We start from the raw sequence: 20,241 nt of genomic DNA, 5'->3' as shown, positions 1-20,241 counted from the left end.
TGATTACTGCCTTGTTGCAGCCGTATTAGCCGGATACATAATAGTATCTTTAATCTCATAGCGATATTCAGCACTAAAGTCAGGAAACGGGAAGTTATGGTTATCGTGCCAATTCTGCACGGTCTCTTTAGCTTTTTGTTTATCTTGCTCATCAATGGCCGCCAGCTTACCCGCAAACTGATACTGATTAGAGAACGCCAACTGTGCACCCACCAGCTCAACTTGGCGCATCACCATAAACAGCACATCCTCTTGCACCGCCATAAACTCTTCATTATCGCGGCATTTGATATAGCATACTACGTTAATAAGAAAAGCAAACTCGCCGACCCCCATAAACCTGACTCGCACCGGATCTTCTTCAAGCATTGGGTGTTGCAGTAATACACGACGAGTATTAACCAGTAATAAGCGCAGTTGATCTTGGCTCAATTCGGCCCGAAAACGAAACACATGCTCCATACGACGTTTATCACGCCGCTCTAGATTATCAACTTCCATATTGGCAAACTCTGAATTGGGAATAGTGATCAGCGAACGCTCTAAGGTGCGAATACGGGTGGAGCGCAAGCCAATACTTTCAATAGTACCTAAATTGTCACCATAGCGGCACATTTCACCAATTTTTATGCCCCCATCGGCATACAAAGTTAGACCATTGATGACATTTTCTAGCACTGGCCGAATCGCGAGGGCCACAGCCAAGCCCCCCACACCAAGACCTGCTAAAATGGGCGAAATAGAGACCCCCATAAACTCAATGACATAAATGCCCAATAGTGCAATAGTCAGTCCCCCCGCTATCCGTGCTATTACGATCAACAAAGACGAGTCTACATGACGACCTTGGTGTTTTTTAAACACAAAAATGGTGGCAAAATAGTTAAATGTAGCCATGATAAGCCATGAAATAAAGAAGAACTGGCCAATCAAAAATAACGACGAGAAAAACTGATAAACTTGACCGGTGATCCAAATGCCATCATCTATCACCCTCCGCGTCACTGCGAGGATGATAACAATACCCACCAGTGCCAGCAGCTTACCCAGTTTCCATTTAATGCTTTTTTGCTGCCAGTGATTATTCCAACGCCGCCCCAACATAAAACAGACCTGAATACATAACTTACAACTAAGTATCACCAACAAGATAGCCAGCCACTGCCAAGCCGGCAGCGGTCCATAAAGTTGGTTGAATGAACTGGGCAAAGACTCAACTAATTGCTTGGAAAACAGTGGTCCAGGGCTGACCAAAAGAATCAGATACAGATCGGCTCGCTCTTCCATCACATAAGGCAGTGCCGACATCTGTCGATACCAGCGTGGCAGTTGCGCTACGGTATTGGCCGAAAAGCGAAATTGACCATTTCTGTCGCTGCTAACCGATTGAGAAATTAACAAGTCGGTTTGCGATAACCGCCAACTTGTTAGCTCGTTGGCATTAACCATGGCAACATCAGGCGCATCAGCAAGGCTTGTGGGATCAATTCTGTCGATGACCTCCCGCAGTAATACAACTCGCTCCATCACCACCACTGTGCGACTTCGGTTGGCGACCAAAGATAAGTCCATGGTACGCAGCGTTTGCTCTAGTGCATGTTGTGCTTCAGGGTGGCTTAATTGCTCGTTGAGCCAATGCTGAATCACAATATCAGAGAAGTGGACAAAACTATTTAGGCTGGCTTGGGGGCTGCGGGTATCGGCCAAGTAGCGATCATTCGCTGCCAGAACATTACCGCTGCATAGCCACAAAACCAAGCTAAAACTTAGCCACCGCGCTGCTACCATGACCACTCCTTTATCTGTGGTTAAATCATAATTTGGACTAAATACTAGCGATACCGTCGACTCTGCACGCTAGTCCTGACGTTGAAATGAACAAGGCTACCGATTGGGTAGCCTTGTTAATAGTGGTTATTTCAGGTGCAGATTAAAAAATGCGTTTAGCTCTCTTATCGCATCATCAGACTCTGGAAATGGTGTCACCATGCCTAACATGTAATCACCATGGGATTGGCCGTCATAGATGTGAAGCTGGGCGTCAACGTCAGCAGCGCGCAGTAGTCTGTGCATGCGAACCGTGTCACTTAGCAGCAAGTCACGGGTGCCCGAAATTAATACAGTCGGCGGAAACTTATCAATATCGGCATTCACTGGTGACAATAACGGGTCGCTCAGTGGTGTGTCACCGGCATAAAGATCCATCGCACCTTGCACTAAACCATCACGCTGTCCGAGAGGATCTAACCCTTTAAAGGTGTACCAACTGTCAGTAGTATGCTCTAAATCTGTGGCTGGTGTACCCGCAAATATTGCCGCTGGTAGCGGAAGATCATGTTGCTGCAACTTCAATGTGGTGGCCAAAGTTAAGTTGCCCCCTGCAGATGTGCCAAATAGTGCCATCGATTGCGGGTCATGATCTTCTAGTAGCGCTTGCCATACCGCAACACTGTCTTCTAGCGCCGCTGGGTACGCATGCAGCGGAGGTTTACGGTAGTCAATCGACACCACTTTAACCCCTAGGCCATTGGCTATCCATACCGCTTCACGCAGTGCTGACTCTTGCCCACCAAACACAAATGCGCCGCCATGGAGGTGCACAAACAAACGCTGCTCGTTCTGTTTAGCAATATTTTTTGGTTTCAGCACAAACGTATCAACACCTGCTATTTTCTGCTGCTTGTAACTCACCTGATGTTTTTCCGCCATGGCTTTACCCTGCGCAATTCCTGGGGCATCAAACTTCTTTTGGAATGCCTTCCATTGCTGCACTGTTTCCGGCGCAGGCACAACCATTGGTGGTGCAACTCGTTCAGATAATATCTGACTAAACTCTGGCGATACGCCGATCGGAGTTGGGGCAGCCACTTGACTGGCAACCGCCATTGAACTGGTTATTGACGCACTCAGCGCTAAAGTAGGTAACAGGTTAAATACGATTGCTTTCATAAGGCCTCCAACAGGCAAGTATATTGTTAGCGTGTTAACGCGATGAAGGCAGTATGTGGCAGAAAATAAACTAAACCCATGAATTAGAGAAATTCAAATTTGCTCAGTTTAAATGACCTGTACCGTCAGTTTTGGGTGCCGTGAACAAGATGCTTCGGATTATGCGTACAAAACTATCATTCAGCGAATAGACTCAGTTTGATCAAATTGGAAGCGTCCAATAAAGGGATGATTATGCCTGCTCACCTGTAACAGGTACTAAGACTTTATCTTTACTATACAAAGCGTTATCTTGGATCGCCCACCTTAGCTAACCAAGAGCGACATTCTTCAGCCATAGCCCTGACCTAGATAAGGGATACATCTGGATAGAATGCTTACCCAGCCTTTAATTGACACCTAATGTCTAACACTTAATCGTCTAAAATCGCAGTGGCTTTAAGCTGGGACTTTACCGCCATTACTCTAAGAGGCACTTCATACAACACTCGCTCATTAGTACTTAAAATACAGCCAAGTCTATGCCCTAACTATCAGCGCTTAAACCACTTAAGAGCAACCTATGACATAAACTAAATCATTCATACTTTGCTATATAAGAAGCAGCTTCGGCTGGTTTTTTATGTCTGTGTTTCAATCAAAACTTAATCTATATCATGAAAAGGTCAATTCCCGACTAAATTAGTCAAGTATCTCTTGTCAGCAATTAGCTTCAACAATTACCATCCACCAAAGGCACAATTTAAATACAGCTTTGGAGCTAAGTATGAGCACGGCATCACAACCAGTAACAGATCTATCTCAGCAGCGTGTCGGCCAATTGGTTGCCGATGATTTTCGTGCCGCTCATATTTTTAGCCAATTTAATATCGATTTTTGCTGTGGTGGTGGTCGCGCACTTTCTGCAGCCTGTGAGAAAGCAGGGGCAAACTTAGCTGAAGTGAAAGCGGCGTTACTGGCATGTTCTGCAGTAGGACAAAAGGAAGACAGCTTAAAGCAACTTCCAGTTGATAAGCTCATTGACTATATCGAAGACACTCACCATACCTATGTCAGAGAAAAAGCCCCTTTACTCGTAGAGTACAGCCAAAAGATGGTACGCGCTCATGGCGAGCATTATGAAGAGATAAAGCCTTTAGCTGGTTGGATTAGAGCGCTCGTTGAAGATCTAGTGCCTCACCTAATGAAAGAGGAGCGGATTTTATTTCCATCCATACGAGCTATGGCTGCAGGGGAGCAAGTAAATAGCTGCTTTGGTCACATAGGAAACCCCATTAATGCCATGGAGCATGAACATAATGATGCAGGCTTGGTATTAGAAAAAATTAGAGAGCTGACAAACAACTATCAAGCTCCAGAGCATGCCTGTACAACATGGCGAGTTTGTTATGCGTCTCTTGCAGAGTTTGAGGCCGATCTGATGCAGCATATTCACATTGAGAACAACATATTGTTTGCTAAGGCATTAGCTTTATCTGAATAAACCAATCGGTATCACGCTCATAAATAATTAAGCCAGTTACATCAGTAAGGTAACTGGCTTTTAACTTATCAAAGCTGTACAGCATCACTAGAAGGCACTCACCAGATCGCCAAGTGAACTAATCTCCATATGAGGCAGTAGTTCATTGCTAAGCGCACTCTTATTACCACCAAATCTAGGATTTAACCAAGCAGACTGACACCCTGCGAGTCTTGAGCCTTGAACATCTGATGCTTGACTATCACCCACGTGCAGTAGGCAGTGTAGAGGTATGTCGAGTTTACGGCATGCACTATAAAACATATCTGGGTAAGGCTTCATTCTTGTCCCTTCCCCGGGGTGAAGAACAAACTGCAAAACATGGCCTAAACCAATTTTCTGAGCATCAACATTACCATTAGTGATCCCAATCAATGGATATTTAGTTGCTAAGAATTCAAGCTGATTAATCACTGAGGGCAAAACTTCAAAATCAGATCGCTTGTGTAAGAAGCACTCCAAACCTGCTACAGCCCCCCTTTCTGACTCCTCTCTAGAATAACCTAATCTCATTAACCCTTGCTCTAACATCACAAGGCGAGCAGCTGTTGTATCGTGGGTCAGCTCAGGATAACAACTCAGCAGCTCCGTTTTTAGTTTGAGCCAATCAGCCCTTTGCCAACTTACACTCAAAGGGTAATTAATCTGTAGAAACTCGAGTAACGCTTGCTCTGCCGCACTAATAATTGGCCCATTGTCATAAAGCGTATCATCAAGATCGAAGCTGATAGCATGAAAAGGTTTAGCTCTTAGGTAACACCTGGTCATGATTAATCCTTATTTTTTTTACTCACCGATTTAGCTCTGCTTGCTCTTGGGTGTGCACCATCATAAACCTTGGCTAAGTGCTGAAAGTCTAAGCTGGTATAGATCTGAGTTGTGGACAAATTTGCATGCCCAAGCAGTTCTTGAACCGCACGTAAATCAGCACTCGACTCTAACATATGCGTTGCAAATGAGTGCCTTAACTTATGTGGATGAACGCGCATATTCAATGCTTGCTCTTGGCCCCATTTGGCAAGCCTAGCTTGAATACTGCGATGCGCTAGCCTTTTACCTTTCATAGTGACAAAAAGTGACTCATCCTCACAGGGAATACCATCTCTCAAAGAGAGCCAAACTTGCAATGCGCTCATCGCACAGCCACCTATTGGTACTAGTCGCTCTTTACTCCCTTTACCTAACACCTTCACCTGGAGATCTGAAAAATTAAGATCTGACACATTAAGTGCTGCAAGTTCTGCGAGTCGCAAACCCGAAGAGTAAAACAGCTCCATAATCGCTTTGTCTCGAACACTTAAGGGATCGCTTGCGTCTATCTCTAATAGGTGAGTTACCGAATCAAGATCCATATTTTTAGGCAGAGGCTTATTTTGCTTTGGTGCACTAAGGCTTGCGGCAGGATTTGACTGAATGACGGCCTCACCGAGTAGGAAGCCACAAAACTGCTTCACCGATGAGAGTGTTAAAGAGAGTGAACGTGGGCTTAAACCTTTTCTATGCAAGTGTGCTAGCACTTGCTGAAGTTGCTCATGACTGACATCTCGCCATGAATCTACTGGTGGGGACTGTAACTCGAGCAGCTTAGTGACTCGCTGCAATTCATACAGGTAATTTCGTACTGTATGGGCTGAAAGCTGTCGCTCAGCACTTAGATAACTTTCAAACTGTTTAAACCAAAGAGTATTCATCGCGCCTTTAATCAATGATGAGCCAGCAAACACTCACTTTCTAAAGCTTAGGTAATAGATGATCTAATAGCTGCTTTAGCTGATCCAGTAGTAAGTGATCCATCTCAGGGTGAAAATGCATAGCATCTTGGCTTGCGATGGCAAAAATAACTTGCCCACACTGCTCAGACAGTCGAGATAATGCAACAGAGCCTACTTCACAGCCAAAGAGACGCTTCGACTCGGCCGAAGTTAACCTGCCAAAGTAATAACCCTGACTAAGACGTTTACTCCAGATCCGCGAAAGTTCACTATCGATGTCATGAACGGTAATTAAGCGCACATGGCTGAAGTGAAACTGCCCTTTAAGGCCTTCTGATAGCTCCTGCCTAAGTTCACCAAGATCTTCACACTGCAACATTTTAAGTGAAAGCAGGGTATTGAACATGTAGATCATCTCATTGCGGGTCGCCATGCCCATTAACGAAGTGATCTCCTCCTCTAATTGCTGCACCCGATTGCGCAGCATCTCTTGTTGACGCTCAACCAGTGAAACAGCACCGCGCTCAGCATGAGGTATCCGCATCGCTAACAAGAGTTCTGGGTAACGACTGAAAAAATCAGGGTTATCCAGCAGAAACTCTCTAATGAGCAGCTCATCGAAAGGCGGTTGTTTTTTCACATTATTACTCTCGGTCATTACTGTATCTGTCCGTCATATACGTGTTCAGCTGGGCCTGTCATCCATAATGGCTTACCCTCGCCCTCCCAATTGATAGTGAGTGTGCCGCCAGGTAAGTCAACACGTACACTTTTATCCAATTTCCCCTGCAGTTGACCCACTACCGCCGCTGCACATGCTCCTGTGCCACAGGCTAATGTTTCCCCTGCACCACGCTCATAAACTCTCAGCTTTATATGCCCTGAGTTAATGACCTGCATAAAGCCGACATTAACCCCTTTTGGAAAACGCTCATGCTGAGTGAGCAATGCACCTAAACCTTCCACATCAGCTGTATCAATGTCTTCAACATCGAGTACACAATGAGGGTTTCCCATGGAGACAGCTCCGCAAAGAAATGTCTGCATTGTTGAATCAGCAGCATTGGCTTGCAGTAAGTAGGTTTTCTCTACTCGTTTGGCTGTAAAAGGGATTTTGCTGGGCTCAAGTACAGGGATCCCCATATTAACAGTGACATTGCCATCTCGCTCTAATCGAAGCGTTATCTTGCCACTAGAGGTACTCACCCGAACTTTTTGCTTATTGGTCAGCCCTTTATTGCGTACAAACCGTGCAAAACAGCGCGCACCGTTACCACATTGCTCAACCTCACTACCATCAGCATTGAAAATACGATAGTGAAAATCAAGTTCTGGATCATATGGTGGCTCTACCAGTAGCAGCTGATCAAAACCGATACCAAAATTTCTATCGGCTAGGCGCTTAATCTGGTCCGGCGAAAAAAACACGTTCTGTGTGACGCCGTCGACGACCATAAAATCATTGCCTAAACCATGCATTTTAGTGAAATGGATCAAGTCTGGTATCCCTTAAATAGCGATGCCCTGCTTTTCATTCAGCAAGCAAGTTACTGGTGAAAAGCAGCACAAAAAGATCATCTGTCATTATTATAAACAGTTTACGGCAACAGTTGCTCACCTTGCCATAGCTGAGCCACTTTTTCTCGCTCACGGATCAGGTAGTCTTTTTCACCATCAACCATGACTTCAGCTGCACGAGGTCGTGAATTATAGTTTGATGACATGGTAAAGCCGTAGGCGCCAGATGAACGCACCGCTAAGTAATCCTCTGCGGCCAAACATAGCGCTCTATCTTTACCTAAAAAGTCGCCCGTTTCACACACAGGTCCAACAACATCATAATTACTGGTGGCACCATCGCGCGGTTTAACAGGAATGATATTCTGCCAAGCGCTGTAGAGTGAAGGACGAATGAGATCATTCATCGCACCGTCGACCAAAGCAAAGTGCTTATCACCATTACCTTTTAGATACAGCACTTGGGTAACAAAAATACCTGCGTTAGCTGCTATGGCACGGCCAGGTTCAAAAATAAGTTTAAGCTCTCTGTCACCTAAACGTTCAAGCAGCGCTGCAGCATAAACAGCAGGTTGAGGTGGCGTTTCATCATCATAAGGAACCCCTAAACCACCACCGACATCAAAATGCTCAATCTTGATCCCTTGCTCTGCCAGGCGATCAATTAACGCTAGCATGCGATCCATTGCATCGAGGAAAGGTTGTATCTCAGTGAGCTGAGAGCCGATATGACAATCCACCCCTTTAACCTGTATATTTGCCAATGATTCAGCACGAGCAAAAATTGCTTCAGCCTCTTCCATAGAGATACCGAACTTGTTCTCTTTTAGACCGGTTGAAATATAGGGATGAGTGCCTGCATCGACATCAGGATTAACACGAAGAGAGACTGGGGCTACTTTGCCAATTCGGCCCGCTACGTTATTAAGCTGCTCAAGCTCGGCTGCCGACTCAACATTAAAGCAGTAGATCCCCAAGTTTAGTGCCATCTCCATTTCTGAGACAGTTTTACCCACACCAGAGAAGACGACCTTAGCGGGATCACCGCCAGCCTCTATGACCCTTTGTAACTCGCCGCCAGAAACAATATCGAAACCACTGCCTAAACGAGCCATCACATTTAATACTGCGATATTTGAGTTTGCTTTTACAGCGTAACAGATGAGATGAGGATGATTGGCTACAGCTTTGTCGAAAGCATGCCAATGACGCTCCAGCGTTGCACGTGAGTATATATAAAGTGGCGTGCCATGCTTGCGTGCCAATTCTGTCACTGAGCAATCTTCAGCAACGAGTTCATTGTTTTTATAGAGAAAATAATCCAAGACTTTATTCCTTTTCGCTTTGTTTTTTTGGCTGTGGCTGTTCTTGTTTTTGGTTGTCTTCTTTGTCTGGCGATTTATATAACGCCCCTTTCTGACCACAAGCGGCCACAAAAAAGCTAACAAGTATTACCACTGAACACAGTCTTATTTTTCTCAACATCAATCATTCCATCTAAATAGGGTGCGGGTACTAGGGCCTGTTTATTTTTCTAGCTTGAATTTTATTCACTATGTTGCTGAGCACAAAGTGAATAAAACAGCCTAAAGTCTACTGATGTTGCAGAGTTCAGCTTTCTACGTCAAGCAGATAAAGACCTAATACATACTAAACTGGCTATTTTTTGCAAATAGCCTCGACCGATTAGAAATTGATAAGCATTCCGTGCTGTTTTTTGCATATTGTTGACCCATACGATGGTTTTAAGAAAATGCTCTCTTGGGTGAGAGGTCGTAGTCGTAGGCATATGCTTTTTCAAAAAACGGTGGAGCATCTCAAGCTCGGTTGCTACTATTGCGACAACTGATGTGAGCCTTTAAGGAATTACGCTAATGGCAATGACTGACACACAATTTCATCTATTAGCCGATGAGATGTTCCAAGCAATAGATGAAGCAATTGAAAACGCTATCGATGAGCAAGATGCCGATATCGATATCGACGCTTCTGGCAATGTTTTACAGCTAGAGTTTGAAGACAGATCTAAAATTGTTATCAATAAACAAGAGCCTCTTCATCAAATCTGGGTCGCGACCAAAGAGGGCGGATACCATTTTTCCTTCGTCGATGGAAAGTGGCTTGATGAGCGAAATGGCGGTGAATTTATGCCTTTTGTTATCGCAGCGATTACCCAGCAAGGTGGGATCGAGCTTTCAATTTAGCTCAAACGCTAACGATGAAGCGATACCTGTTCGCATAAGCAACGGGTATTAAAAGTCCACCTCAGCTTCATCGATTGCTAGCCCAAATGGAATAGCTTGCAGGCGACCGTTGACGCGCATTAAGCGGAAAAATTGTGGCAAGTTAAACCTTTGTGCTGCCACATCTGGTTCTTCAAATGCATGAAAATGGCTGACCTCACTCACCAGTTCATCAACGCTGATCTCCTTTTGAACATAATGGTCTAGTTCATTCTGCTCATTAAGGACAAATACATCTAACCCCTCTTCACTTTGACGTAAAAAGTACTGTATCGCACCACGTGCTGCAAACTCCTGTATGACATCTGGCGCCATCGTTAATGGCTCATTGCCTAAGTTTGGCCTTGGTAGCTCGATTAACATCCTTGCGGTAAGTTGCTGGTAAAAAGCTCTCGCATCTTTTAAATCTTGATACACCATTCCCTTACTATTAAAGAAAAGGCCATACCTGACTTTTGCCACTTTTAATGGGTAAACCAGTGTCGCCGATGAAGATACTCGCCAGCTAAGACGTGCAGCCCTTAATACTAAACTTCTTATAGTCTGCTCTAATTGAGTTTGTAACTTAGCTGAGCCACTAACGACCTCAATCGCCATATCGTCTGATGAGCGTCGAATACCGGGGGCAACAAACGCTAACACATCTAAAATAGCTAACTCGCCCTCATAACGGTAACAATGCCATTCACCCCATGAGTTAAGCGTAAATAACTCTATAGACTCCAACATATTGACTTCACCACGACCAAGAGAGAAAACATTGGCATTCATATAATCGACCATTATCTCCTGCCCCTGCCATTGCGCAGTGGAATCACTATTGAAGTTAAGTAAAAAGACTAACTTTCTATATTGCCATGGCTTATACAGATCCATTTTAGACACGCGAGTATCAGCCAACTCAAATACACTGTCTAACCTTTGAGAAGCTTGACTAAAGCGTTTGGATTTTCGCTCACCTTTTTCAAACTCATACCAAACAGTGTCATTGTTTGAAATGCCATTTAGCACCGCCCAAGCTAATAGCTTTGCCTGACTTTTTGATTGGTAGACAGCCCGCTGACCAATAAAAGACTTTCTATCAGAAGGACAGCAATACAGGCAGTACTCTTGTTGGTTGTGGCTATACACTATGGTAAGCGTAGCCTCAGAGATTGAAGTGCTCCATAATCTATTCAGGCCTATGAGGTGCTCATTGTCACAGCTAAAGTAGGTATGAAGTTTTCGTGTAAGAAGACCCAGCTCTGACAGTTTCAAGCTTTCATTGAGTTTATGAGTCGATGCAAATTGCAGTAACGTCTGATAACTGCCCAGCATTAACTCATTAAGCTGCTCATTAAACCACTGCAGTTGACCACAATGCCAGTTCTCGCAGTTATCCAATGTTTGCAATAAACTTGCAGACCACTGCCAACCTTTGACTAGGCTGTTGAGCTTGTGATAGCGCCAGTCTTGGGCCTGTTCTGGCTCACTTAAGCGGATACCACATTTAAGATAAAAGCAACGTCTTGCTATCTCTAATCGTCTGGGATCTTCTTTGTTTATAAGATACGTTTCTATCGACTCGTAAAGCAAAAAATAGCTGTCATTCGCCGCAGAAAAGTCTCCCTCTATGGTGTGTTGCCATACTTTTTCGCTAATAAATTCGGTTTCTGGATATTGAGCCGCATAAGATTCAAGCAGCAATACCTTCAACAAGGCTTTATGTGGCTTATCTAGCCCCTTATAAAGCTGCCATAACGATGCGCCAAAATACTCATAGGATGGAATGGCACTGACATCACCTAAATACAGTAAGGAGCCACAAGGCGCTGCATTAGGCCACCATGTAACTGGTTTACCCGCTAAGCATATTTGGCTGCGATAAAACTCTTCAAGTAATAACCAATGTTGAGCACTACCACTATGCTCATTACCTATAGACTTAAATTGCTCATTTTTTCGATGCGGGCTATCAATGAACTGTTCTGGATGAACTAAATAGATGTTCACTTCAAGGGAGTGAGTTGCGAACCAGGAGGTCAGCAGCGTAGATTTCTCTTCAAGTAACCGGGTCTCAACCTCACTCAATAGCTTGTCATGCACGAGCCAGACATCAATATCACTTTTAGGATTCTGCCCAAAGCTGGACATACTCCCCATACTATAAACACCTTCAATTGAAGCTTGCTTGACTAAATGAACCATAGGTCTGGCCAAACCTAACGTATCACAGGCGTCTAACTCACGCTCAGAGGGGACATAATCATATATCCCAGAGGGAGTCATAGGACCGTTATAACCAGGATAGCCTGCTCGGTGATAATGAAAAAACAGCGGAATAAGTTTAAGAAGGTCGCGCTTTAGTGGCGAAAGCAGCGCATTAGCTCGAGCGAGCCTTACACGATTAAGTCGCTCGGCAGTTTCAATAATGTGATTTAGTTCTTTATTCAAATAGGTCACGCCACTGCACGAGTTTAAAACTTGTGATCATGCTAACAGCTTTAACTTTAACTGGGAACAAATGAGACAGAGATCACACTTTTGTACAGGCTGACTTCAAAGAATCAATCGCCCTTTGTTACATCTGCTTGCGTGCAATGTTAGCATTACTGCAACTAAGGCCTCTGATGGAATATCGAGCATGTCTCAAAATGTCATTCGAATCGCAACACGTAAAAGCCCACTTGCACTTTGGCAAGCTGAATTTGTAAAAGCTGAACTTGAAAAATTTCATACCGACTTAACTGTCGAGCTTCTCCCGATGAGCACCAAAGGTGACATCATTTTAGACACGCCTTTGGCTAAAGTTGGTGGTAAAGGTCTGTTCGTAAAAGAGCTAGAAGTTGCGATGCTTGAAAACAGAGCCGATATCGCTGTTCACTCTATGAAAGATGTCCCAGTCGACTTTCCTGAAGGTTTGGGCTTAGAGATTATCTGTGAGCGTGAAGATCCACGTGATGCATTTGTTTCAAACAACTATAAATCAATTAGCGAACTGCCTCAGGGCGCTATTGTTGGTACCTCTAGCCTACGTCGTCAGTGTCAAATTCGTGGCCTACGTCCAGATCTTGAAATCAGAGATCTTCGAGGAAACGTTGGCACACGTCTAGGTAAGCTAGATGCTGGTAACTACGATGCGATCATTTTAGCAGCTGCTGGTCTAAAGCGTCTAAAACTAGAGGAACGTATCACTAGCTTTATCTCTGCTGAAGAGTCTTTACCTGCTAATGGTCAAGGCGCTGTAGGTATTGAATGCCGTACTGATGACGCTCGCGTAAAAGCACTACTTGCACCACTTGAGCACACAGAAACCCGTTATCGTGTTATCGCTGAGCGTGCAATGAATACTCACCTAGAAGGTGGTTGTCAGGTGCCAATCGGTGCTTATGCGGTTATCGATGGCGACACACTGACTTTACGTGGTTTAGTCGGCAATCCAGATGGTAGCCAGATCATTGAAGGCACAACTGTTGGCCCTAAAACTGATGCTAAAGCGCTAGGTATTGCCCTTGCTGAAGACCTACTTAGCAAAGGTGCTAAAACCATACTAGATGCTGTCTATATTAAGTAATTAACGTTAATTGACGACACATTTACAATGAAGGTATTACTGACTCGTCCAAATGGACGTAATCAGACCATGATTGAGGCGCTTGATGAAAGAAGCGTCTCATACTTGGTTACGCCTCTACTTCAGGTTGAAGCTACTTTTGTAGAAGCTGATAAGCACAGTATTAAAAATTTCGGTCAAGCTGACATCATCATATTTATCAGCACAAATGCCGTGAAGTACACAGATAAAGCTTTAGCTGGAAACTGGCCGACAACACCTCACTACTATGCAGTCGGAGAAGCAACTTTTCAGTCGCTTGCAGATTTAGGTATCACAGCATACAAAGCCCCTAAAGACTGCCAACAGACTGAAGGATTGTTAACACTTCCTCAGCTTCAAACACTTACAGACAAGAAAATTGTTATCGTACGAGGCGTTGGAGGAAGAGAAAAACTCGCGCTTGAACTGCAAGCTAGAGGTGGCCAAGTAAACTATTGGGAAGTCTATCAAAGGTCCGCCCCACAATTACCCGCTAAAGAGACAACGCAGGCTTGGCAACAGGCTGGAATCGACACGATTATTGTCACGAGTGGCGAAATTCTTGATAACCTATTTAAACTTGTACCAAAAGAGTTATTTGCTTGGCTGCGTGCATGTCATATTATAGTCCCAAGCTCACGAGTACATGAGCAAGCCTTAGCTTACGGATTTTTGCGTGTCACTAACGCAAAAGCTGCAAACTGCAAAGCCGTACTTTCAGCCTTAAGCTTGTAAAGTTAACTAAGTTAACCGCCTAAACTCGTCATAATTGTAGCTGTATCGCTTTCAAGGACTGTTTAATGGACAATAAAAAGTTAGATGAAACGCCTCAAGAATCGCAAACTGAGTCAAACTCTGAAGCCAGTGTTGAGCAACCGAGTCAATCGGTCAGCGCTGATACAACAGGTTTAAACGACGCGTCCCCAAAACAGCAAGTCACCACCGAAACGAGAGTAGAACGCTCAGGAGTTTCTTGGGGCTTCCTATTTAATCTGATCTTTATCTTACTGCTGACATTTACAACAGTAGGTGGCGGTTACTATCTCTATCAAGAGCTTTCTATTCAAAAAGAGAAAGCACAAGCACTCTCTGTAGAGCTAAAGCAAGCGCTCAATGAGCCTAGCCAACAGATAGCTAAGCTTGATAGAGCCCAGCAGCAATTGACTGTCAATACTCAAACTGAGCTTAAACAATTTACAGACAACCAACGTCAATTGACTGAAAGAGTCGCTAAGCTCGCTCAAAGAAACCCAAATCACTGGATGGCTGAAGAGGCAAAGTATTTAGTCAGAATGGCAGGTAACAAGTTGTGGCTAGAGAAAAATCCAAGCACATCAGCAAGTTTGCTCAAAGCTGCTGACGATCGCATTGAATCGATGAAAGATCCTTCGTTAACACCTTTAAGAAAAGCCTTAGCGACAGATATATCAGTAGTGTCATCGATAAAAAGTACTGATATTTCAGGTACGGTATTAATGCTAGACAGCATGATTGAGCACCTTCATACCCTGCCATTGAATCGTGTTGAGGCGGCCAATACTGCTAATAGCCCCGAAACAGAACAGATGACAGCATCTATTGATGATTGGAAAGCAAACTTAGCTAAATCTTGGCAATCAATATTAGATGACTTTGTAGTTGTGCGTAAACGCACAACCGATATCACGCCAATACTTACGCCAGATCAGCAGTGGTACTTGGTTGAAAACATTCGCAACAAGTTACTTCAATCACAACTCGCGCTTTATCGACAAGATCAGGTTAACTACCGTCAATCGATCACTTTAGCAAGCAAGTGGATCTATCAGTATTTTGATCTTAACAGCCCCAAAGTTGAAGAAACGTTATCCGCCCTTGATGCACTAAAGACCCTAGAGGTACAGACTGCAACCATTAATCACTTTCAATCAACGCCCCTGCTTCAGCAGCTCGTTGTGCATGGGAATTTGCTCGTCGTTGAGGAAAACTCCCTATGATAAAAGTGATGATCTACCTAGTCATAATCCTTCTAGGTCTGTGTATTAGCCCTTTCTTTGAGGGTATGAATGGATACCTATATTTTACGATTTGGGATTATGAGGTCGAGACAGGTGTCGTATTCGCGATTATCTCCTTAATCATATTTTATGGTCTACTCCAACTAACTGAGTGGGTGTTTGTATTTTTAATCAATTTGCTGTTAAGCAGCAGATTACTGCCTGAAAAGTGGCGTAAAAAAGCCGCGAGAAAGCACACCTTAGTCGGTGCGTTAGCACTTGCAGAAGAGGATTGGCCATCAGCAGAAAAGGCAATGTTAAAAGGCGCTGATAAAGGAGAACTACCAACCCTTAACTTATTGGCCGCAGCAAGAGCCGCACAACATCAGAGCAACATTGAAGCACGTGACCAATACCTGTTAAAAGCAGAGCAAGAGCCATTAGCTATCAAGGCTGTCAGTACGAGTCGAACCCGCTATCTACTCCAACAGGGCGAATTGGAAAAAGCGAGAACTGAGCTAGATAAGCTGTCCCCTACAAGTAAGAGTAAGCTACCAGTCCTAAGGCTGGCTTTGGAACTCTATCAAGCTCAAGGTGATTGGCATGCACTGAAGCTATTATTGCCAACAATAAAAAAGCGGCTGATGCTCGATGCCGAAGCACTCAAGCAATTAACTCGAGTGACCAATAATGCTTTGCTACTGCAGGCTCAAACTGCCGATGAACAAGAGCTAGAGAAAGTCTGGCATTGGTTAAGTCGCGCAGAGAGAAAAGAGCCAGAACATTTAGCAAGCTACTGTATTGGATTAAGTAAATTCAACCGTGAAAGCGAAGCTAAAAAGCATTTGATGAAACTCATCAAAAGCGGCTTATGCTCAGATAGCTTATCCGCGCTTGCCCAAATACTGACTCCTTCTGATATTGAAGAAAGAAAGCAGATATTTGCACTTGAGAAAAAGTATGGCGAAGACCTCAACTTCCAAGTATTGCTAGCCAAACTTCATCTGCAAAATAAAGAATACCGTCAGGCTATCACCTATTGGAAAAAAGTTTGTCACCAACAGCCCAGTAAACAGAATTGGCTGGCCTTAGCTGAAACCCAAGAGCATTTAGGCGAGCAAAACAGTGCACTACAAAGCTATCGACAAGCCGCCATTACTGATTAGTTTTTATTCGATTATCAACTAAAGAAACCACCTTATAGGTGGTTTTTTTATTTACTAACCCCCAATCTAAGCTATAACAACTGCCAAACGGCTGAATCACAGCTATTTTTCGAGTTGAATTTTATACAACCCCAATATCCATGCGACTTGCAGGCTATGCTCATCAATTTGACTCACAGTCAATTCGAGCCAAACTAAGTTCAAGATGTTTAATAGCAGAAATCTATTGCTAGTCAAAAAAGTTATTACTTGCTTCACAGAAGAAATAACTCAGGGATATGATTATGGGTGTTTCAGTAGCAGAACAAGATGCAGTTGTCACCAACCTTGTAGGGCAATTAAAAGCCAAAGATGAGCAGGGTAATATAAGAGATGTGACCATAGGCGATCTTATTAAAAATGGTGAACAGTTAATTTTTTCACCGAGTTCTCAGTTTATTTTACAGATGGCTGACGGTACGATATTGACAGAAATTAATCTCGCCGAGCCAATACCTGATAGCTCCTTAGGAGCAATACCTGAAATAACTGCGACACCTGAATTCGCTACGGCGCCAGTATCCGCTGATGCTGAAATTGCAGCCTTACAAGCGCAGATTTTAGCCGGGGATGATCCCACTGCAGGCCTTCCTGAAACCGCAGCCGGTACTGCTGCAGGTGGTGGAGGTAATGAAGGTGGAACTGACTTCGTGTCTTTAGGCAGAACGGGAGATGAAACATTAGCGGGGGCAGGACATGATACCGAGGGGTTTGATGCCACTGCAGATCCAGCAGAAGATCCGCTGATTTTAACTGAAGAAGTCGCAAACCTACCAACACTAGGAGCAAGTACTGTTACGTTACTTGAAGCTAACCTTCCTCAAGGTTCTAATCCTATCGCTGCAGCAATATCACAATCAGGTGGCTTAATTGTCGATGCAGAGGCAGGGATTGCCAGCCTCTCAGTTGGTGGTATTGATATATTTTCAGCAGGCCTATTTGTAGGCCCCATAACAATCACAACCGCTAATGGTGTACTCACTTTAACAGGCTTCGATCCTGTGAGTGGGATATTAAGTTATAACTTCACTCTTAACTCTGCACTAGATAACTCAGCTTTAGATACGATATCTCAAACATTTACCGCTCTTGTCACTGATCTAGTGGGTAACACCAGTGCATCAACAATTACAGTAAATATCGTCGATGATAGCCCAACAGGTGTCGATGACACCAACACAGTCTCCGAAAATGGCGAAGTCTCAGTCCCTATTACTGGTAATGTGCTTCTTAATGATACTCAAGGCGCTGACTCAGCAGTTGTGTCACAAATCACTAGCTCAGATGGAACCACATTAGCGGTATCTGGTACTACAAGTATTTCAGGCAGCTTCGGATTTTTAGACATTTCAGCAGATGGTAGCTACAGCTATCTGCTAGATAACTCGTTAGAAAACATACAAGCGTTAGCAGAGGGAGAAGAGGTCACTGAAATATTTACCTATCAGCTAACTGACGCCGACGGTGACTCAGTATTAGTCACCCTTTCAATTACTATTACTGGTACCAATGATGTGCCAATTGTTGTCATTGAAGACCCTGATGGCCCAGATGGACCAATACTCGCTGATGATGAAGGCTTGGTTATTGAAGCGGGTAATGAAGATGACGGAACTGTCGTGCCAGGTGTCACCAATGCAACAGGAACATTGGCACCTGCCGATGTTGATAACGGAGCAGTGCTAACTTGGAGTGGTAACTCCGATGGTCTATTCGGTAGTTTAACCATAGATCCTGTTACAGGCGAATGGAGTTACAACTTAGATAACTCACTGGCAGATAGTTTAGCTGAAGGTACTTCAGCTGAAGATATTTTCATTGTTACTGTTACTGATGAATTTGGTGCTTCGACCACACAACAGATCACTATTACAGTGCAAGGAACCAATGACTCACCAATCATCACCTCTTCTGCAGCTGACGCTACAGGAAGTTTAAGCGAGCTTGAATCTGGTGAGCCTTTCACTACTATTCAAACCGCTACAGGCACTTTAACAGCGACCGATGTCGATACTGGCGCCGTGCTCTCTTGGAGCGGAGATGCTGACTCTTTTTATGGTAGTTTCACAATAGACTCGGACACGGGACAATGGGTTTATACATTAGATAATCTTGCAGCCGATAGTTTAGCTGAGGGGGAGATCGTACAGGAAGAGTTCCTTGTTACTGTAACTGATGAGTTTGGTGCTACCGATACTCAAATAGTGACTATAAATATAGTTGGTACCAATGAAGCTTCGATACTTGTCGATGATTTCAACACCATCGATGAAGATACCGTTGCGACAGGGAATGTACTAGATAATGACAGTGATACGGATGACGTATTAACCGTTGCTACCTTTAACGTTGAGGGAAATACGCACGACGCAGGTAGCACTGTGGAGCTTGAAGACGGTACCTTGACGCTAAATAGTGACGGTACTTATACCTTCACACCAGACGCAAACTTTAACGGTAATGTACCTATCGTTACCTACACCACAAATACAGGTGAGACTGCAACACTAACAATAATTGTTGAACCTGTTAACGATGCTCCTGATGCGCTAAATAACAGCTATGACTTAAGTGAAGGTGGCTTTACCAGTGGTAATATCATCACTGATAACACAGGTTCCGGCATTGATAGCGACATAGACGGCGGCCCACTGAGTATTACCCACATCAATGGCGTAGCAGTAGTCTTTAATAATGGCGTTGCAATCATCCCCATTGGAGATGGCAGTTTAACCATCAATCAAGACGGTAGTTTCACCTACTCTCATAACGGTGAAGAGCCTGCTGCAACGAGTTTCACATATACAATCAATGACGGTCTAGGAGGCACGGACACAGCCACTGTTTTCCTTAATATTAGTAACGTCAATGATGGCCCGTTTGCTGAAGATGATAGCTTTACTGTCGATGAAGGTGCATTGCTCGGTGGTAATGTCATCACCCACATTGATAACAACGATGGACTACAAGACAGTGATGGGGGCGACGGTGGCACACTCACAATCACTCACGTCGATGGCGTACTGCTGGTCTTTGACCAAGATGGCTGGAGTCAGGATTTTTCTGTTGGTAACGGTACCCTACGTATCAAAGCCGATGGTACTTTCGAGTATCAACATGATGGCAGTGACCCAGAACAAACACCACCAACCTTTGATTACACCTTAAGTGATGGCGTTGATTCTGATGATGCCACGGTCACGATCACGATCAATGCCGTTAATGATGGTCCGTTTGCTGAAGATGATAGCTTTACTGTCGATGAAGGTGCATTGCTCGGTGGCAATGTCATCACCCACATTGATAACAACGATGGACTACAAGACAGTGATGGGGGCGACGGTGGCACACTCACAGTCACTCACGTCGATGGCGTACTGCTGGTCTTTGACCAAGATGGCTGGAGTCAGGATTTTTCTGTTGGTAACGGTACCCTACGTATCAAAGCCGATGGTACTTTCGAGTATCAACATGATGGCAGTGACCCAGAACAAACACCACCAACCTTTGATTACACCTTAAGTGATGGCGTTGATTCTGAT

General features: G+C 44.2%; 16 protein-coding genes. 7 read left to right on the top strand and 9 right to left on the bottom strand.

The features are described 5' to 3' along the window. Positions 1-3 precede the first annotated feature (3 nt). Together BM736_RS21290 and BM736_RS21285 are read right to left on the bottom strand one after the other, a co-directional pair. Positions 4-1,788 carry a mechanosensitive ion channel family protein gene (locus tag BM736_RS21290; RefSeq protein ID WP_083700428.1) on the bottom strand — a complete coding sequence of 595 codons (1,785 nt, stop codon included), beginning with the start codon at positions 1,786-1,788 and terminating at the stop codon, positions 4-6. Between the two features lie 126 nt (positions 1,789-1,914). After that, complete coding sequence (locus BM736_RS21285; protein WP_076415944.1) at positions 1,915-2,949, bottom strand: alpha/beta hydrolase; 1,035 nt, start codon at positions 2,947-2,949, stop codon at positions 1,915-1,917. Between the two features lie 766 nt (positions 2,950-3,715). Between BM736_RS21285 and ric the strand changes: the two genes are divergently transcribed. Next, on the top strand, positions 3,716-4,432 hold the full coding sequence (ric, locus tag BM736_RS21280) for an iron-sulfur cluster repair di-iron protein (RefSeq protein WP_076415941.1): 717 nt from the start codon (positions 3,716-3,718) through the stop codon (positions 4,430-4,432). A gap of 87 nt (positions 4,433-4,519) precedes the next feature. On the opposite strand, the gene BM736_RS21275 is transcribed toward ric, so the two are convergent. From BM736_RS21275 to BM736_RS25245, 6 genes are all read right to left on the bottom strand, one after another. Then, positions 4,520-5,239, bottom strand: coding sequence for an HAD-IA family hydrolase (locus tag BM736_RS21275; RefSeq protein ID WP_076415939.1), 720 nt, complete (start codon positions 5,237-5,239; stop codon positions 4,520-4,522). A 2-nt stretch (positions 5,240-5,241) separates the two neighbouring features. Continuing rightward, positions 5,242-6,162, bottom strand: coding sequence for a tyrosine recombinase XerC (gene xerC / locus BM736_RS21270; protein ID WP_076416112.1), 921 nt, complete (start codon positions 6,160-6,162; stop codon positions 5,242-5,244). Between the two features lie 40 nt (positions 6,163-6,202). Further along, on the bottom strand, positions 6,203-6,841 hold the full coding sequence (locus tag BM736_RS21265) for a DUF484 family protein (protein ID WP_076415936.1): 639 nt from the start codon (positions 6,839-6,841) through the stop codon (positions 6,203-6,205). Continuing rightward, entirely contained in the window at positions 6,841-7,680 is an 840-nt protein-coding gene (gene dapF / locus BM736_RS21260) for a diaminopimelate epimerase (protein WP_076415934.1), read from the bottom strand. Before dapF ends, BM736_RS21265 begins: the two co-directional genes overlap by 1 nt. A 101-nt stretch (positions 7,681-7,781) precedes the next feature. Continuing rightward, complete coding sequence (gene lysA / locus BM736_RS21255) at positions 7,782-9,026, bottom strand: diaminopimelate decarboxylase (protein WP_076415932.1); 1,245 nt, start codon at positions 9,024-9,026, stop codon at positions 7,782-7,784. Between the two features lie 4 nt (positions 9,027-9,030). Continuing rightward, positions 9,031-9,186 carry a lipoprotein gene (locus tag BM736_RS25245; protein ID WP_256717980.1) on the bottom strand — a complete coding sequence of 52 codons (156 nt, stop codon included), beginning with the start codon at positions 9,184-9,186 and terminating at the stop codon, positions 9,031-9,033. 389 nt (positions 9,187-9,575) lie between these two features. On the opposite strand from BM736_RS25245, the gene cyaY reads away from it, so the two are divergent. Then, entirely contained in the window at positions 9,576-9,905 is a 330-nt protein-coding gene (cyaY, locus tag BM736_RS21250; protein ID WP_076415929.1) for an iron donor protein CyaY, read from the top strand. 48 nt (positions 9,906-9,953) lie between these two features. On the opposite strand, the gene BM736_RS21245 is transcribed toward cyaY, so the two are convergent. Next, positions 9,954-12,377 (bottom strand): class I adenylate cyclase, encoded by a 2,424-nt coding sequence (locus tag BM736_RS21245; protein ID WP_076415927.1) that lies wholly within the window; start codon positions 12,375-12,377, stop codon positions 9,954-9,956. A 190-nt stretch (positions 12,378-12,567) separates the two neighbouring features. On the opposite strand from BM736_RS21245, the gene hemC reads away from it, so the two are divergent. From hemC to BM736_RS21220, 5 genes are all read left to right on the top strand, one after another. Next, positions 12,568-13,497, top strand: a complete 930-nt coding sequence (gene hemC / locus BM736_RS21240) for a hydroxymethylbilane synthase (RefSeq protein WP_076415925.1) — start codon at positions 12,568-12,570, stop codon at positions 13,495-13,497. A gap of 27 nt (positions 13,498-13,524) precedes the next feature. Then, positions 13,525-14,253 (top strand): uroporphyrinogen-III synthase, encoded by a 729-nt coding sequence (locus tag BM736_RS21235; RefSeq protein ID WP_076415923.1) that lies wholly within the window; start codon positions 13,525-13,527, stop codon positions 14,251-14,253. Positions 14,254-14,318: 65 nt separating this feature from the next. Further along, complete coding sequence (locus tag BM736_RS21230) at positions 14,319-15,494, top strand: uroporphyrinogen-III C-methyltransferase (RefSeq protein WP_076415920.1); 1,176 nt, start codon at positions 14,319-14,321, stop codon at positions 15,492-15,494. Continuing rightward, positions 15,491-16,660, top strand: a complete 1,170-nt coding sequence (locus BM736_RS21225) for a heme biosynthesis HemY N-terminal domain-containing protein (protein ID WP_076415919.1) — start codon at positions 15,491-15,493, stop codon at positions 16,658-16,660. Before BM736_RS21230 ends, BM736_RS21225 begins: the two co-directional genes overlap by 4 nt. A 284-nt stretch (positions 16,661-16,944) precedes the next feature. After that, positions 16,945-20,241, top strand: a 3,297-nt coding sequence (locus BM736_RS21220; RefSeq protein WP_179079093.1) for a retention module-containing protein, incomplete at its 3' end; no start/stop codon positions are given.

Origin of the sequence: Shewanella sp. UCD-KL12, from assembly GCF_001957125.1 — a bacterium.
Taxonomy (GTDB): domain Bacteria; phylum Pseudomonadota; class Gammaproteobacteria; order Enterobacterales; family Shewanellaceae; genus Shewanella.
This window is presented reverse-complemented; position numbering and strand designations above follow the sequence as displayed.

Bases quoted from the DNA above. Each gene is read 5' to 3' on its own strand.
- BM736_RS21285 (WP_076415944.1), bottom strand. From the start codon at position 2,949: ATGAAAGCAATCGTATTTAACCTGTTACCTACTTTAGCGCTGAGTGCG.
- BM736_RS21275 (WP_076415939.1), bottom strand. From the start codon at position 5,239: ATGACCAGGTGTTACCTAAGAGCTAAACCTTTTCATGCTATCAGCTTC.
- BM736_RS21290 (WP_083700428.1), bottom strand. From the start codon at position 1,788: ATGGTAGCAGCGCGGTGGCTAAGTTTTAGCTTGGTTTTGTGGCTATGC.
- cyaY (WP_076415929.1), top strand. From the start codon at position 9,576: ATGGCAATGACTGACACACAATTTCATCTATTAGCCGATGAGATGTTC.
- BM736_RS21235 (WP_076415923.1), top strand. From the start codon at position 13,525: ATGAAGGTATTACTGACTCGTCCAAATGGACGTAATCAGACCATGATT.
- hemC (WP_076415925.1), top strand. From the start codon at position 12,568: ATGTCTCAAAATGTCATTCGAATCGCAACACGTAAAAGCCCACTTGCA.
- BM736_RS21265 (WP_076415936.1), bottom strand. From the start codon at position 6,841: ATGACCGAGAGTAATAATGTGAAAAAACAACCGCCTTTCGATGAGCTG.
- xerC (WP_076416112.1), bottom strand. From the start codon at position 6,162: ATGAATACTCTTTGGTTTAAACAGTTTGAAAGTTATCTAAGTGCTGAG.
- BM736_RS21230 (WP_076415920.1), top strand. From the start codon at position 14,319: ATGGACAATAAAAAGTTAGATGAAACGCCTCAAGAATCGCAAACTGAG.
- ric (WP_076415941.1), top strand. From the start codon at position 3,716: ATGAGCACGGCATCACAACCAGTAACAGATCTATCTCAGCAGCGTGTC.
- BM736_RS25245 (WP_256717980.1), bottom strand. From the start codon at position 9,186: ATGTTGAGAAAAATAAGACTGTGTTCAGTGGTAATACTTGTTAGCTTT.
- BM736_RS21225 (WP_076415919.1), top strand. From the start codon at position 15,491: ATGATAAAAGTGATGATCTACCTAGTCATAATCCTTCTAGGTCTGTGT.